We start from the raw sequence: 12,809 nt of genomic DNA on the forward strand, positions 1-12,809 counted from the left end.
TCATGCGGGTGGCGTTCGGCAGCGACGACGAGAACGACACGACCCGGGCTGTGGTCCAGGCGCTGACCGACGACGGCCACGAGGTGGTCCGGCCGTCGTTCGGGTCGTGGCCCGAGCTGGGCCGCGCGGTCGGTCTCGCCGTCGTCGAGGGCCGGGCCGACTACGGCGTGGTGATGTGCTGGACCGGCACGGGCACGGCCATCGCGGCCAACAAGGTGCCCGGCGTGCGGGCCGCCCTGGCCTGGGACCCGTGGATCGCCCAGGGCGCCCGCCTCTGGAACGACGCCAACGTGCTGGCCATGAGCCTGAAGCGCCTCGCGCCGGACGTGGCGGTCGAGGTGCTGCGGGCGTTCCTGGCCGAGCCGGAGCCCGACCCGGACGAGGCCGCGAACATCACAGCGCTCTGAGCAGCGTCGCGATCCACGCGCCGGGCTGTTCGAGGTGGGCGTCGTGCCCGGCGCCGGCGATGACTGTCCGCGTCGAACCGGGGCCACCAGCCGCCGTCCCGCTCCTCGAGGTCGGCGAGCCAGGCCTCGGTGATGGGCCTCGGCCCGAGAAACGCCGCGGCCGCCTCGAGGGAGGGGAACGGCACCGGCCACGAGGCGAACCACTGGCCCAGCTGGGCCGGCTCGCCGCCGCCGACACCGGCCTCCAGCATGACCAGCCGGTTCACCAACGCGGGATGCCAGGCCGCCGTCAGCATCGCGGTGTGCCCGCCCATCGACTGGCCCACCAGCGTGACCGGACCGCCGCCGGCCACCTCCCGGATCAGCGCCACCACGTCGGCGACGTAGGCCTCGCGGGACAGATCGCCGGGGCGGCGGGTGGAGCGGCCGTGACCGCGCTGGTCGGGCGCCACCACCCGATGCCCCGCAGCGGCCAGCGCCTCGGCCGTCGGCAGCATCTCCCCAGCGCTGCCGGCCAGCCCGTGCAGCAGAACGGTGACGGGCGCGCCGGCGGGACCGCGCGTCAGATGAGGAGGGACGAGCACGGCGGAAGTCTCGCACGCGGATAGGTTGAGCCGGCGCGCGGCGGGTACTTCGCGCTCGTGATCAACCCCCCTGACCTGCCGCTTCCCGGGCACGGTGCCACCGCTGAACGTTTTCGTCTCCTGGCCGCGCTCGGCCGCGAGGATCTGGTCCACGCCCGCCTCGGCGAGGGCCACGCCGACGCCGTCGCCATCCGCGCCGAGCTCGGCGACCTCGGCCGACCGGAAACCCCGCCGGGGGAGAGGTGGGGCGTCTGGGCTGCGGCGCCTTCTTCCGTACGGGCTGAGCACACCCCCGAGGGCTGGCGCCTGACCGGGGATCGACCGTGGTGTTCCGGCGCCGCCTGGTGCACCGACGCGCTGGTGACGGCGGCCGCCGACGACGGCATCCGCCTGTTCGCCGTGCGGAACGAGCCCCCGCACGCGCGGCCGGTCGACGGCACCTGGCCCGCGATCGGCATGGCCGGCAGCGACAGCCGCACGATCCGCTTCGACGCCGCCCCGGCCCGCCCGGTGGGGGAACCGGGCCGATATGTGGACCGGCCCGGCTTCTGGCACGGCGGCATCGGCGTGGCCGCCTGCTGGTACGGCGGCGCGCTGGGCGTCGCCGACCGGCTCTTGGCCACCGCCGACCTGGGACCGCATGGCCTCGCGCACCTCGGAGCGGTGGACGTGGCGCTGGGCGCGGCCCGCGCGGTCCTGGCCGAGGCCGCCGCCGAGATCGACGCCGACCCCACCCGGAACGTCCAGCGGCTGGCGCTGCGGGTACGCGCGGCCGTCGAGGCCGCCGCCACCCAGGTGCTCGACCACGTGGGCCGCGCGCTCGGCGCGGGCCCGCTGTGCCGCGACGAACAGCACGCCCGCCGCGTCGCCGACCTGACGGTCTATCTGCGCCAGAGCCACGCCGAGAAGGATCTGGAGCAGCTGGGCGCCGCGATCGCCGCCCAGCCAAGTGAGGACGGTCAGCCGTGGTGACCGAGATCGCCGGCGCCGGAACGGCCGAAGCGACCTGGCGGGCGTGGCCGGCGATGGCGGAGTGGCCGGTGCTGGCGCTGGAGCCCGGATCCCGGCCGCCCGTGGTGGTGGCGCCTCATCCGGACGACGAGATCCTCGGCGTGGCCGGGCTCATGGCGACGCTGGGCGACGTCGGCCTCGTGGCCGTCACCGACGGCGAGGCGTCCCATCCGGGTTCGGCCGTGCACACGCCGGAGCGCCTGGCCGCGATCCGGCGCGAGGAGACCGCGGAGGCCATGGCCCGTCTCGGGCTCGGTGAGTCCACTGTGGTCCGGCTCGGGCAGCCCGACGGTGGTGTCGACGAAGCGGCGCTCACCGGCGCGCTCGCCCAGCTGCTCGGCCCGGACCAGTGGTGTCTGGCCACCTGGCGGGGCGACGGCCATCCCGACCACGAGGCCGTCGGCCGGGCCGCCGCCGAAGCGTGCGCGCGGACCGGGGCCCGGCTGCTCGAATATCCGATCTGGACCTGGCACTGGGCCTCGCCGGGCGATGCCCGGGTGCCGTGGGAGCGCGCTCGCCGCGTACCGCTGACGCCCGAGGTCATGGCGGCCAAGCGCGCCGCCATCGAGGCCTTCCCGAGCCAGATCCACCCGCTCGGCCCGGAACCGGCCGACGCCGCCATCCTGCCCCCGTATGTTCTCGCGCGGTTCGCGCGCCCGTTCGAAGTGGTGCTGACATGACGACCCCGATCAACTACTTCGAGCAGATGTACGCCGGCAACGCCGACCCGTGGAGCTTCGAGTCGCGCTGGTACGACGCGCGCAAGCACGCGCTCACGGCGGCGGTGCCGCCGGCCCGGCGCTACCGGTCGGCCTTCGAGCCCGGCTGCTCGACCGGCCGGCTCACCGCGCTGCTGGCCCCGCGATGCGACCGGCTGCTGGCCGTCGACGCGGTCGCCGGCGCCGTCGAGACGGCGGCGCGACGGCTGGCCGGGGTGCCCGGAGTGACCGTCGGCCGGGCGAGTGTCCCCGGCGAGTGGCCGGACGGGCCGTTCGACCTGGTGGTGCTCTCCGAGCTCGGCTACTACTTCGACGACGCCGACCTGGACACGCTGCTCACCCGGGCCGTGGACTCGCTCGAGCCGGGCGGCGACCTCGTCGCGGTGCACTGGCGCTGGCCGGTCGAGGAACACGCCCGGTCCGGCGACGACGTGCACGGGGCCATCGCCGCCCGGCCCGGCCTGACCCGGCTGTCGCGGCTGGAGGAGGCCGACTTCCTGCTGGAGGTCTTCTCCCGCGCGGGCGAGCCCCGGTCGGTCGCCCAGCGCGAGGGGCTCGCGTGAACCGGATCGCGGTCGTCGTGCCCGCGCACGACGAGGAGGCCCTGCTGCCGGGATGTCTGCACGCCCTGCGCGCGTGCCCGTCGCCGGTCCCGGTCGAGGTGGTCGTGGTGGCCGACTCCTGCACCGACGGCACGGTCGCCCGGGCCGGGGCGGCCGGCGCCCACGTGGTGAGCACCGATGCCCGGAACGTGGGCCGGGCGCGGGCGGCCGGGGCGGCGTACGCCATGAGAGCCGGAACCGAAGGTCTGTGGCTGGCCACGACGGACGCCGACAGCCGGGTGCCGCCGGGCTGGCTGGAGTGGCAGCTGGCGCACGCTCGCGCCGGGGCCGACCTGGTGATGGGCACGGTGCGGGTGGACGACTGGCTGCGCTGGCCGGTGGCGCTGCGGGCCGTCTACGAGGCCGGCTACCGCCGGGCGGCGCAACCCCATGTGCATGGGGCCAATCTCGGGTTCTCCGCGACGGCGTACGTCTCGGCCGGTGGTTTTCCGCCCCTGCCGTTCGACGAGGACCGTGAGCTGATCAGCCGCTTCCTCGCGGCCGGCGCCCGCGTGGTGACCGACGACGGCTGCCCGGTCAGCACCAGCGCCCGCCCGGCGGCGCGCGCCCCGCACGGCTTCTCGGCCCACCTGGCCGGGCTCGCCGCCGGGCTTCAGACGACGTAGCCGTCCTCGAGGTAGACCGCGGTCCCGGCCACGCGGGCCCGGATCGCGGCGACTATCCGGCGGGCCAGCAGGGCCGACAGGCGCTGCTCGGCCTCCCGCTCGGTCGACCACGCCCAGCCGCGCAGCTCGTCGGCCGGCACGCGGATCAGGGCGGTCTGCTCGTCGCTGAGCGTTCCGCCGTCGAAGAGCAGCATCAGCCCCTCGGTGCGGCCCTCGCGCGGCGGCACCCAGTCGGTGACCAGCAGCCGGCCCGGCTTCAGGGCGAGACCCAGCTCCTCGGCGAGCTCGCGCGTCACGGCGGCGTGCGGCGACTCGTCGGCCTCGACCGCGCCACCCGGGATCTCCCAGTACGGCTTGTACGTCGGCTCGACCAGCAGCACCCGCCCGTCCGCGTCGGTCAGCAGCGCGCCGGCACCCATGCGCTTGCGCGGCAACGAGGTGGTGTAGTCAGCCATGGCGGTGGTGGCGCTTGACGAAGGTGTAGCCCGGCGCCAGCTCGCCGGCGCCGATCTGGGCGTCCTCCACGGCCTGCTCGTGAGCGCTCAGCTGCTTCTCCGACGGGTGGGCGCCGGGCGGAAGGCGGCGCACGAAACCGCGTACCCAATGGTCCCGGCGATCGGCGCCGTCGCCGTCTTCGCCGTCCTCGCCCTCCTCGTCGGAGAACTCGATGGGCTCGACCAGCGGGGCGTAGAAGAGCATGTCGGCCGTCTTCTGGCCCTCGGCCGGCGGATAGGACGGATAGCCGGACGAGTCGACGCTGCCCTCGACCCGGGTCAGGAACCCCTCCCGGATCAACTGATCGACGGCGTTGCGCAGCAGGAAGGCGGCCTTGGCGCCCCGGCCCAGCCGGACCTGCTCCTCGGGCAGCACGGCGCTGCCGTCGTCGAAGACCCGGCCCTGACGCCGCACGGCGTTGAGCACCTGACCGCGGTTCGACTTGCCCGGATCGAACTCGCGGGTCACGACCTTCGGGTCGTACTCGTGGAAGTAATCGACCCCGTCGACCCGCATGGGCTCGTCGAGAGGCGTGGTCCGGACGACGACCGCGTCCTTGGCGGCGTGCCAGGTCACGGTGACGAGGACTCCCGGCCGGACGTCGGGCGGCCAGGAGATGCCGGTGAACTCCCACTCGACATCCTGGCGCAGCGTCGACGTGAACTCGGCCCGGACGGCCGTGACACCGAGCTGGCGATGCTCCATCACCACGGTGACGGTCTCGCGGTCCTCGAGCGCACGGACACACTCCTCGGGGGCCGCGCAGACGGCACCGTCGATGTCCGCCCGCCACAGCGCGAACCGCCGCGTCGCCGTCCTCATCCTCTGCCCTCCCCACACACCGGCCGGGTCGAAGATACCTGGGCCCCGGTCAGGTGATGGCGAGAAGGACGGCCTGGTTCTCCGAGGCGGCGGCGAGGTAGAAGTCGCGCAGCGTGGTGAAGTTGGGCTCCAGGTAGGTGTCGAAGTCGGTCGGGTCCCAGGCGTCGGGGTAGATCTCGGCCTCGGACAGGGCCGCGGGGTCGAAGCGGGCGCGCAGCGTGCCGGCCGTGATGGGGGTCAGGGCCTCGGCGACCGTCCGGACCTCGGCGGGGCGCAGCAGGCGGGGCGGCCCGTAGCCGTTGTCGTCGCCGATCACGGCGCCGCCGAGGAGGGCCGAGCCGGCGCCCTCGGTGATGTCCCAGGTGGTGCCGGTGAGCAGGTAGTGCAGGCCGTGCCAGGACTTGTCGAGATCGATCTGGCCGGGCCCGTCGCCGTACAGCAGAGCGTCGACGCCCTCGGGGTCGTCGAGGACGGCGTCGACTTGGTCGCTCGGCAGGCGGCGGCCAACGAATATCATTCCCACGCGGAGAAGGTACAGGCAGCGGGGGAGTGCGGGGCGGTGGACGTCGGCAGGGAAAGCACGCGCGTGAAGGCCGCCGGCGAAGGGGAGGCCGAGTGCGGCGCCTTTCCGGAGCGGTAGCGGTGGCGGCGGTGCTCGTCGCGGTGTCGGCCGGGCCGGCCCACGCGGCGGCCGCGCCCGAGCGCGTGTGCCGAGTGGGGGACAGCCGGCTCAACGAGATCTCGGGGATGGCGGCCACCGAGAGCGGCTACGTGGTCGTCAACGACGGTGCGGACGATCCGGCCGGCCGGCGGATCTTCTTCCTGGACGGGCGCTGCAAGGTGGTGCGAGCGGTCGCCTATCCGTCGCGGCCCCGGGACACCGAGGATCTCGCGCTGGGTGCGGACGGCACGGTGTGGGTGGCCGACATCGGGGACAATTCGGCCGGCCGGGAGACTGTCGCTCTGTGGCGGCTGAGGCCGGGCGGGCGTACGCCTGAGCTTCTCCGCCTGAGATATCCGGACGGGGCGCACGACGCCGAGGCGTTGCTGCTCAGCCCCGACGGCACGCCGATCATCGTGACGAAGACGCCGTTGGCGGCCGGGGTCTATGTGCCGGCGGGTCCGCTGAAGAAGACGACGGCGCTGAAGCTGGCGGGGAACGTCCGGCTGCCGGTGACCTCCACCAGCAACCCGTTCTCGCTGGCCGGACGCCTGGTGATCACCGGAGGGGCGGTGAGCCCGGACGGAACGAGGGCGGTGCTGCGGACGTACGCCGACGCCTTCGAGTTCGATGTCCGCGACGGGGACGTGGTCGCCGCGATCACCGGCGGCGAGCCCGGGGCGACGGCCCTGCCCGACGAGCCGCAGGGGGAGTCGATCGCCTACAGCCGCGACGGAAGCGCCCTGCTGACGATCTCGGAGGGCGCCAGACCGGAGATTCTACGCTATGAATCGATAAATCCGGCAGAGGCGGCGGATTCGTCAGCGCCCGCACCGTCGTCAATAGGCCCGTCGGGGTCCGCCCCAGCTTCGCCGGCATCCGCCCCGGCCTCGCCGGCATCCGGCCCCGCCTCGTCGGGTGCTCAGGTCGCGGTGGGAGCCGAGTCGTCCGACCGCGTCCCCGCCGGCATCGTGATCACCGGAGCAGCCCTGGTCGTCGCCGCTGTCGGCGTCCTGATCGCTCGGCGCAGAAGCCGCAAAAGCGGCTGAATGGCGAGCGCGCGCGGCGCTGGGGGTCGTGGAGCGCGCGGCGCTGGGGGTCGTGGAGCGTGGCGCCGGGGGTCGTGGAGCATGGCGCCGGGGGTCGTGGAGCGTGGCGCCGGGGGTCGTGGAGCGTGGCGCCGGGGGTCGTGGAGCATGGCGCCGGGGGTCGTGGAGCGCGGCGCTGGGGGTCGTGGAGCGCGTGGCGCCGGGAGTCGTGGAGCGCGCGGCGGGGACCAGGTTCGGTGAAGGGCTCGGAATGGGCGAGGTACGGAGGAGGGCCGGACCGTCGGTGGTGTTGTGGAGCGCGGGCCGTGAAGGCGGCGCTAATCGCCCAAAGCGGCCATACACCCCGCCGACAGCAGCAGAAGCAGGGTGACTATGACGCCGGCTCGTTGCCATGAGGTCAGGCGGTCCCACAGCCGGGGCCTGGGCTGGCCCGGCCACTCGCGGTCGGAGTGGCGCGGTGTGCGGCGCATCGGGCAAGTCTCCGCGCCTCGATGATCGGCTAAATCGGCATTTCGGACGATGGGGCCTCGTCGAAAGAACCAGTTCGGTGCTGAATCGCGCACGGCTGCCGATCGTTGCGGGCGTGCGAGACCACAAGACCACCCGCCGCGGCTTCCTCGGGCTGCTCGGCGCGGGCGCGGCTGCCACCGCCGGGCTCGCCACCCCGGCCCGCGCGGCGGTGGCGTCGAAGGACCTCCGGGGCTGGACGGCCGAACTCGGTGACGGGCTCTACGCCGCCGAGGGGCAGGCCCCTGTCACCGCCAAGGACATCGCCGTCGAGCACCTCGGCGGCTACTCCCGGCTGCGGGCCAACGTCAACCGGCGGGGCGTCATGGCGCACGTCATCGCGTACAAGAGGGTGACCGGAAGCGGACTGCTCAGGGTGACCCACCGCGGCGGTTACGCCTTCCGCCTGCCCGTGCCGGCGGTCAACGGCACGGCCCAGACCGTCGAGGGCGGCCTCTTCGTCTGGGACGGCCACCTCGATCACGGCACCGCGTTCCAGTGGGAGCTCAACCCGTGGCTGGCCACTTTCGGACAGCTGTCGGTCTGGACGGGTGACGCCTGGGTCAAGGCCGGCGTCAAGAAGCCCGACACCGCCTGGCACAGCGTCAATTATCTGGTTCAGCCCGCGCGGAAGACCGTCCAGCTCGTGCTCGACGGCAAGAAATTGCCGGCTCCCTATTCGGCGACTCCGAAGACCGGTTGGGGTACGACCGCAGCCGCGCGCCTGCAAGCCGAAGCCATCTCCATTTATCCGGGCGCCCATGCCACCACCGCTCCGGCGCATGAGGTGCATGTGCGGAACTGGACGTGGAGCCGTACCTAATGAAGCAGTTCGTGCAGCCTCGCCGAGGCCGACGCGACCGCTTCCAGGTGGGCGTTGTAACCGAAGCTCCGCGGCCGCGGAATGTCGATTTTCACGATTTCCCGGATCCGCCCCGGACGGTCGCTGAGCACGGCCACCCGGTCGGCGAGCAGCACTGCTTCCTGGATGGAGTGCGTCACGAAAACGATGGTCGTGCCGAGGTCGAGGTGGATGCGCTGCAGCTCGACCGCCAGTTCTTCCCGGGTCAGCGCGTCCAGCGCCGAGAACGGCTCGTCCATCAGCAGCACCTTCGGCTTCTGAATGAGCGCGCGGCACAGGGCCACCCTCTGCTGCATGCCGCCCGACAGTTCGTGCGGCAGACGGGAACGGAATTCCGTCAGCCCGGTCATGTCGAGCAGTCGCGCCGCCTCGGCCGCGGCCTTCCACCCGAATATCTCGGCCGGCAACAGGACATTCGCCTCGACGGACCGCCACGGCAGCAGCGCCGGCTGCTGAAAGACCATTGCCACGTCGCGCCGTGGTGCTGTCACCGCCGTGCCGTCGATGGTGATCGCTCCCCGCGTCGGTGGGAGCAGGCCGGCGATCACGTTCAGCAGCGTCGACTTACCGCATCCCGAACGCCCGATGAGCGTGACGAACTCGCCGTCGGACACGGTGAGGGTGACGTCGGCCAGCGCCTCGATCTTGTCGAAGGAGCGGGCGACGCCGTCCACGGTGATCATACGGCCGCGCTCCACGGGATCACGATCCGTTCCACCGCCGCCACCAGGTAGAACAGCACCACCCCGGCCAGCGCCAGCAGCACCAGCGCGGCGAACGCCATCGGCGTGTCGGCCGACGCGCCCGAGCCGGTGATGACCGAGCCCAGGCCGCGGTCGGGGCTGACCACCTCGCCGATGACCGCCCCGATGATCGCGAGCGGGGTGGCCACCTTGAGCCCCACGAAGATCTGCGGCAGCGCCCACGGCAGCCGCACCTTCACGAACGTCTGCCACCACGACGACCGCAGCACGCGGGCCAGTTTGCGCAGCTCGGCCGGGGTCGAGCTGAGCCCCGCCATGGTCGCCACCACGATCGGGAAGAAGCTCACCAGCACCACCATCACGATCTTCGGTGTGTTCCCGAAGCCCATCCAGACCAGCAGCAGGGGCGCCAGAGCCACCTTGGGCACGGCGTTGACGGCGGCCAGCACGGGCATGGTCATCTGCTCGACCGTGCGGGAGGCCGCCAGCGCCACCGCCACGGCGAGGCCGCCGGCCACGGCGATCCCGAAACCGATGAGCACGCGGCCCGCGGTCACCCAGGTCTCGCCGAGCAGGAATCCCGGCGCGTTCCAGAACGTCTCGACGACGTCGCCCGGCGAGGGGACGTAGAACGGGTCGATGCCGAACACGATCGTCGCGCCCCACCACAGGGCGATCGCGATGGCGGCGCCGAGCACACCCTTCACTTGACGAAGCTCGCGTCGACGACCTTGTCGGCGGTCAGCCCGGCCGGCATGAGACCGTTCCTGGTCAGTTCGGCGATGCCCGCTTCGACGCGCTGGGCGTCGAACGATCCGAGCGCGCGTCCGCCGGGGGTGACGTACGGCTTCATGGCCTCGATCTCGCCGATCGCGGCCGCCGTCGTGGCCGTGGGCTCGGCCTTGTGCAGGATGCCGGCCGCCTCCGCGGGATTGTCGATCGTGTATCGCAGACCCTTCATGGCCGCGTCGACGAAGCGCTGGACCAGGTCGCGGTCGGTGCCGATCAGGTCGGCCTTGACGATCACCGCGTTGCCGAACAGATCGGTCAGATATTCGCTGTACGGCAGCACGACCACCGGCTTCTTCGACGCCGTCTCCAGGGCCTTCCGGCTGAGCAGGAACGTGCTGAGGGCGTCGACCTTGCGCTGGGCCATGAGGCTGTTCAGCGCGGTCGTCTGCGCGCCCTGGATCTTGACAGATTTGGGGTCGAGACCGGCGAGCTCGGCGTACGCCGGAAAGAGGAGCTCACTGACGCTGCCGGTGGCCGTGGCGATCGTCCGGCCGGACAGATCGGCGGGCTTGGTGATCCCGGTGTCGGCCGTCGTCATGATCGAGACAAGGGTCTGCTGGTGCACCGCGGCCACGGCCCGCCAGTCGGTGAACTTGCCGAGCCCGGCCTGGATCTCGGCGCCCGTGAAGTCGAGCGCGCCGAACTGGGCCTGACCGGATTTGATCATAGTGAGGTTCTGGACGTTGCCGGCGCCCTTCTGGATGTCGACGTCGATCCCCGCGTCGGCGAACCAGCCCTTCTCCTTCGCCACCCAGACGAACGCGTCGCGGCCGACCGCCCCGAACGCGGTCACATAGGTGACCTGGTCTTTCGCCTGGTCATCGCTGGAGTCGCCGCCGCATCCGGCGGCGGTGACCACCACGGCGGCCAGCACCGCGATCGCGATCCGTCTGATCATCTCGCGCACCCCGCTATAGATCTGGATCTATTGAAGTGGGATCGTAGACCGGATTGTCGACGATATCTATGGAGGCTTTATGTCCGATCCGTCAGACGACGCCCGGGACCTCGTGGCCGGGGCGTACGACACGCACGTGCACGTCGCCCCGGACGTCATGGAGCGCCGCATCGACGACCTCACCCTGGCCCGGCGCTGCGCGGCGGTGGGCCTGGCGGGCTTCGTCCTCAAATCGCACTACGTGACGACCGCCGAGCGCGCCGCGGTCGTCCGCGCCGCCGTCCCCGGCGTCGACGCCCTCGGCGCCATCACCCTCAACGGCTCGATGGGCGGCATGAACCCGGCCGCCGTCGAGATCGCCGGGCGCCTCGGCGCGCGGATCGTGTGGATGCCCACGGTGGACTCCCGCAATCAGCGCACCAGCACGGCCGGCGACCTGCCCGGGGCCAAGCCGGCGATGTGGGGCGCGCTCCAGGCCGACCTGCGCGCGCAGGGCATCGTCCCCGACATCGTCGAGGTGGTGTCGCCGGACGGCACCGTGCTCGACGCGGTGCGCCAGGTGCTGCGGGTGATCGCCCGGCACGACATGGTCCTGGCCACCGGCCACCTCGCGGCCGCCGAGATCGTCGCTGTGGTCGCGGCGGCGCGGTCGGAGGGCGTACGGCGGATGGTCGTCACCCACCCGGAGTTCACCTCCCAGCGGTTGCCCGCCGGGGTGCAGCGGGAGCTGGCCGGCATGGGTGCCCTTCTCGAACGGTGCTTCACGACCCCGTACACCGGAAAGGTCTCGTGGGAAGATCTTTTCGCGAACATCCGCGCGGTCGGCGTCGAGCACTCGGTGCTGTCGAGCGATCTCGGCCAGCCGTTCAACCCGCCGGTCGAGGACGGCCTGGCGCTGTTCGCCGACCGGCTGCTCGGGGCCGGCTTCACCCCGGCCGAGATCCGGACCATGGCCGTCACCAATTCGCGGCGCCTGGCATCCTGACGACCATGGATCCTCATGTCGCGACGCTGCACCGCTACCTTCAGCAGGCCCGCGAGGCGCTGCTGTGGAAGCTCGAGGGCGTTTCCGAGTACGACGCCAGGCGCCCCCTGGTGCCCACCGGGACCAATCTGCTCGGCCTGGTCAAGCACATGGCCGGCGTCGAGGCCGGCTACTTCGGCCAGACGTTCGGCCGCCCGTTCCCCGAGCCGATGCCGTGGATGGACGAGGACGCCGAGTGGAACGCCGATATGTGGGCGACCCCGTCGGAGCCGCGAGAGGAGATCATCGCCCTCTACCGCCGGGTGTGGGCGCACGGCGACGAGACCATCGCCGCCCTGCCCGCCGACGGCGCCGGCAAGGTCGCCTGGTGGGGTGACGAGCCGGTGACCCTGCACCAGATCCTGGTCCACGTCACCGCCGAGACGCACCGCCACGCCGGCCACGCCGACATCGTCCGCGAACTGATCGACGGCGCGGCCGGCGTCCGCGCGAGCAACTCCAACCTTCCACCGGCCGAGCGTGACTGGTGGCCCGGCTATCACGACCGCCTGGAGAAGGCGGCACAGACCTTCAAGGACTAAGTCCAGAACCCGTCCGGCAGGGCTTCGGTCTCCCGGGCGGACTGTTCGAGGTTGGCCGCGACCGGCAGCAGGGCGGTCGCGGCCGGGTCGCCGGCGTCGGCCATCTGGCGCATGACCGCGGCCTGCCGCCGGGCGCGCTCGACGATCACGGTGCCGAAGGCACGGCGGTCGCCCTCGTACCCGTACGCGCCGAGCAGCAGCCGCAGGCGTCGGGAGCGGTCGGCGCCGCCGGGGAAGCCCAGGTGCGCGGCCGCCGCCCTCGGGTAGAGCGGCACCCATGACAGCGCGGTAAAGGCCAGGTCGAACTCGCGTGTCGACGGGCCCGCGGTGTCCCAGTCGAAGAAGCCGGCCAGCCGGTGAAGGCCCAGCCGGGCCACGGCACCCGCCCGCCGATCACCTCGCCGGGCAGATAGCTCAGCATCTCGCGGCCCTCGGCGTCGAAGCCCAGAGCCCGCGGCGCCCCGTCGAAACCCGCGCTCTCCAGGTGGTGCAGCAGCGCGTGCA

The 12,809-nt window shown here is 72.6% G+C and carries 16 protein-coding genes and 1 pseudogene; 9 read left to right on the plus strand and 8 right to left on the minus strand.

Features of this window, described 5'->3' with window-relative positions; translation table 11 throughout:
- Positions 1–2 precede the first annotated feature (2 nt).
- Positions 3–407 (plus strand): RpiB/LacA/LacB family sugar-phosphate isomerase, encoded by a 405-nt coding sequence (locus ACQP2X_RS22005; protein WP_498699806.1) that lies wholly within the window; start codon positions 3–5, stop codon positions 405–407.
- Between the two features lie 68 nt (positions 408–475).
- On the opposite strand, the pseudogene ACQP2X_RS22010 reads toward ACQP2X_RS22005, so the two are convergent.
- Positions 476–991: pseudogene (locus ACQP2X_RS22010) on the minus strand (alpha/beta fold hydrolase); the annotation flags it as partial.
- A 57-nt stretch (positions 992–1,048) separates the two neighbouring features.
- On the opposite strand from ACQP2X_RS22010, the gene ACQP2X_RS22015 reads away from it, so the two are divergent.
- The 4 genes from ACQP2X_RS22015 to ACQP2X_RS22030 are packed head-to-tail and all read left to right on the plus strand — an operon-like array spanning position 1,049 to position 3,949.
- A complete protein-coding gene (locus tag ACQP2X_RS22015; protein ID WP_498699807.1) occupies positions 1,049–1,963 on the plus strand; it encodes an acyl-CoA dehydrogenase in 915 nt (304 codons plus the stop codon).
- A complete protein-coding gene (locus ACQP2X_RS22020; protein ID WP_498699809.1) occupies positions 1,960–2,682 on the plus strand; it encodes a PIG-L deacetylase family protein in 723 nt (240 codons plus the stop codon). The genes ACQP2X_RS22015 and ACQP2X_RS22020 overlap by 4 nt, the downstream gene beginning before the upstream one ends.
- A complete protein-coding gene (locus ACQP2X_RS22025) occupies positions 2,679–3,284 on the plus strand; it encodes a class I SAM-dependent DNA methyltransferase (protein ID WP_498699810.1) in 606 nt (201 codons plus the stop codon). Before ACQP2X_RS22020 ends, ACQP2X_RS22025 begins: the two co-directional genes overlap by 4 nt.
- Positions 3,281–3,949 carry a glycosyltransferase family 2 protein gene (locus ACQP2X_RS22030; protein ID WP_498699813.1) on the plus strand — a complete coding sequence of 223 codons (669 nt, stop codon included), beginning with the start codon at positions 3,281–3,283 and terminating at the stop codon, positions 3,947–3,949. Before ACQP2X_RS22025 ends, ACQP2X_RS22030 begins: the two co-directional genes overlap by 4 nt.
- Here the strand turns inward: ACQP2X_RS22030 and ACQP2X_RS22035 are convergent.
- The 3 genes from ACQP2X_RS22035 to ACQP2X_RS22045 are packed head-to-tail and all read right to left on the minus strand — an operon-like array spanning position 3,937 to position 5,783.
- The gene (locus ACQP2X_RS22035; protein ID WP_498699814.1) at positions 3,937–4,404 is read right to left on the minus strand and encodes an NUDIX domain-containing protein; all 468 of its coding nucleotides are present in this window, start codon (positions 4,402–4,404) and stop codon (positions 3,937–3,939) included. The genes ACQP2X_RS22030 and ACQP2X_RS22035 overlap by 13 nt on opposite strands.
- Entirely contained in the window at positions 4,397–5,266 is an 870-nt protein-coding gene (locus ACQP2X_RS22040; protein ID WP_498699816.1) for a hypothetical protein, read from the minus strand. Before ACQP2X_RS22040 ends, ACQP2X_RS22035 begins: the two co-directional genes overlap by 8 nt.
- A gap of 49 nt (positions 5,267–5,315) precedes the next feature.
- Positions 5,316–5,783 (minus strand): YfbM family protein, encoded by a 468-nt coding sequence (locus tag ACQP2X_RS22045; protein ID WP_498700994.1) that lies wholly within the window; start codon positions 5,781–5,783, stop codon positions 5,316–5,318.
- A 98-nt stretch (positions 5,784–5,881) separates the two neighbouring features.
- Between ACQP2X_RS22045 and ACQP2X_RS22050 the strand changes: the two genes are divergently transcribed.
- Together ACQP2X_RS22050 and ACQP2X_RS22055 are read left to right on the plus strand one after the other, a co-directional pair.
- Positions 5,882–6,976: an SMP-30/gluconolactonase/LRE family protein gene (locus tag ACQP2X_RS22050; RefSeq protein ID WP_498699818.1), complete on the plus strand. Its 1,095-nt coding sequence runs from the start codon at positions 5,882–5,884 to the stop codon at positions 6,974–6,976.
- Between the two features lie 583 nt (positions 6,977–7,559).
- Positions 7,560–8,306 (plus strand): hypothetical protein, encoded by a 747-nt coding sequence (locus tag ACQP2X_RS22055; RefSeq protein WP_498699819.1) that lies wholly within the window; start codon positions 7,560–7,562, stop codon positions 8,304–8,306.
- On the opposite strand, the gene ACQP2X_RS22060 is transcribed toward ACQP2X_RS22055, so the two are convergent.
- The 3 genes from ACQP2X_RS22060 to ACQP2X_RS22070 are packed head-to-tail and all read right to left on the minus strand — an operon-like array spanning position 8,303 to position 10,739.
- Positions 8,303–9,028, minus strand: a complete 726-nt coding sequence (locus ACQP2X_RS22060; RefSeq protein ID WP_498700995.1) for an ABC transporter ATP-binding protein — start codon at positions 9,026–9,028, stop codon at positions 8,303–8,305. The two genes, ACQP2X_RS22055 and ACQP2X_RS22060, sit on opposite strands and share 4 nt — an antisense overlap.
- Positions 9,025–9,756 carry an ABC transporter permease gene (locus ACQP2X_RS22065; RefSeq protein WP_498699821.1) on the minus strand — a complete coding sequence of 244 codons (732 nt, stop codon included), beginning with the start codon at positions 9,754–9,756 and terminating at the stop codon, positions 9,025–9,027. The genes ACQP2X_RS22060 and ACQP2X_RS22065 overlap by 4 nt, the downstream gene beginning before the upstream one ends.
- The gene (locus tag ACQP2X_RS22070; protein WP_498699823.1) at positions 9,753–10,739 is read right to left on the minus strand and encodes an ABC transporter substrate-binding protein; all 987 of its coding nucleotides are present in this window, start codon (positions 10,737–10,739) and stop codon (positions 9,753–9,755) included. Before ACQP2X_RS22070 ends, ACQP2X_RS22065 begins: the two co-directional genes overlap by 4 nt.
- 79 nt (positions 10,740–10,818) lie before the next feature.
- On the opposite strand from ACQP2X_RS22070, the gene ACQP2X_RS22075 reads away from it, so the two are divergent.
- Positions 10,819–11,724, plus strand: a complete 906-nt coding sequence (locus tag ACQP2X_RS22075) for a DUF6282 family protein (protein ID WP_498699825.1) — start codon at positions 10,819–10,821, stop codon at positions 11,722–11,724.
- 5 nt (positions 11,725–11,729) lie between these two features.
- Entirely contained in the window at positions 11,730–12,305 is a 576-nt protein-coding gene (locus ACQP2X_RS22080; RefSeq protein ID WP_498699828.1) for a DinB family protein, read from the plus strand.
- Here the strand turns inward: ACQP2X_RS22080 and ACQP2X_RS22085 are convergent.
- Positions 12,302–12,682, minus strand: a complete 381-nt coding sequence (locus tag ACQP2X_RS22085; protein WP_498699829.1) for a hypothetical protein — start codon at positions 12,680–12,682, stop codon at positions 12,302–12,304. The two genes, ACQP2X_RS22080 and ACQP2X_RS22085, sit on opposite strands and share 4 nt — an antisense overlap.
- Positions 12,683–12,809 lie beyond the last annotated feature (127 nt).

Source organism: Actinoplanes sp. CA-131856 (genome assembly GCF_050956135.1).
In the GTDB taxonomy this organism is placed as follows: Bacteria; Actinomycetota; Actinomycetes; order Mycobacteriales; family Micromonosporaceae; genus Actinoplanes.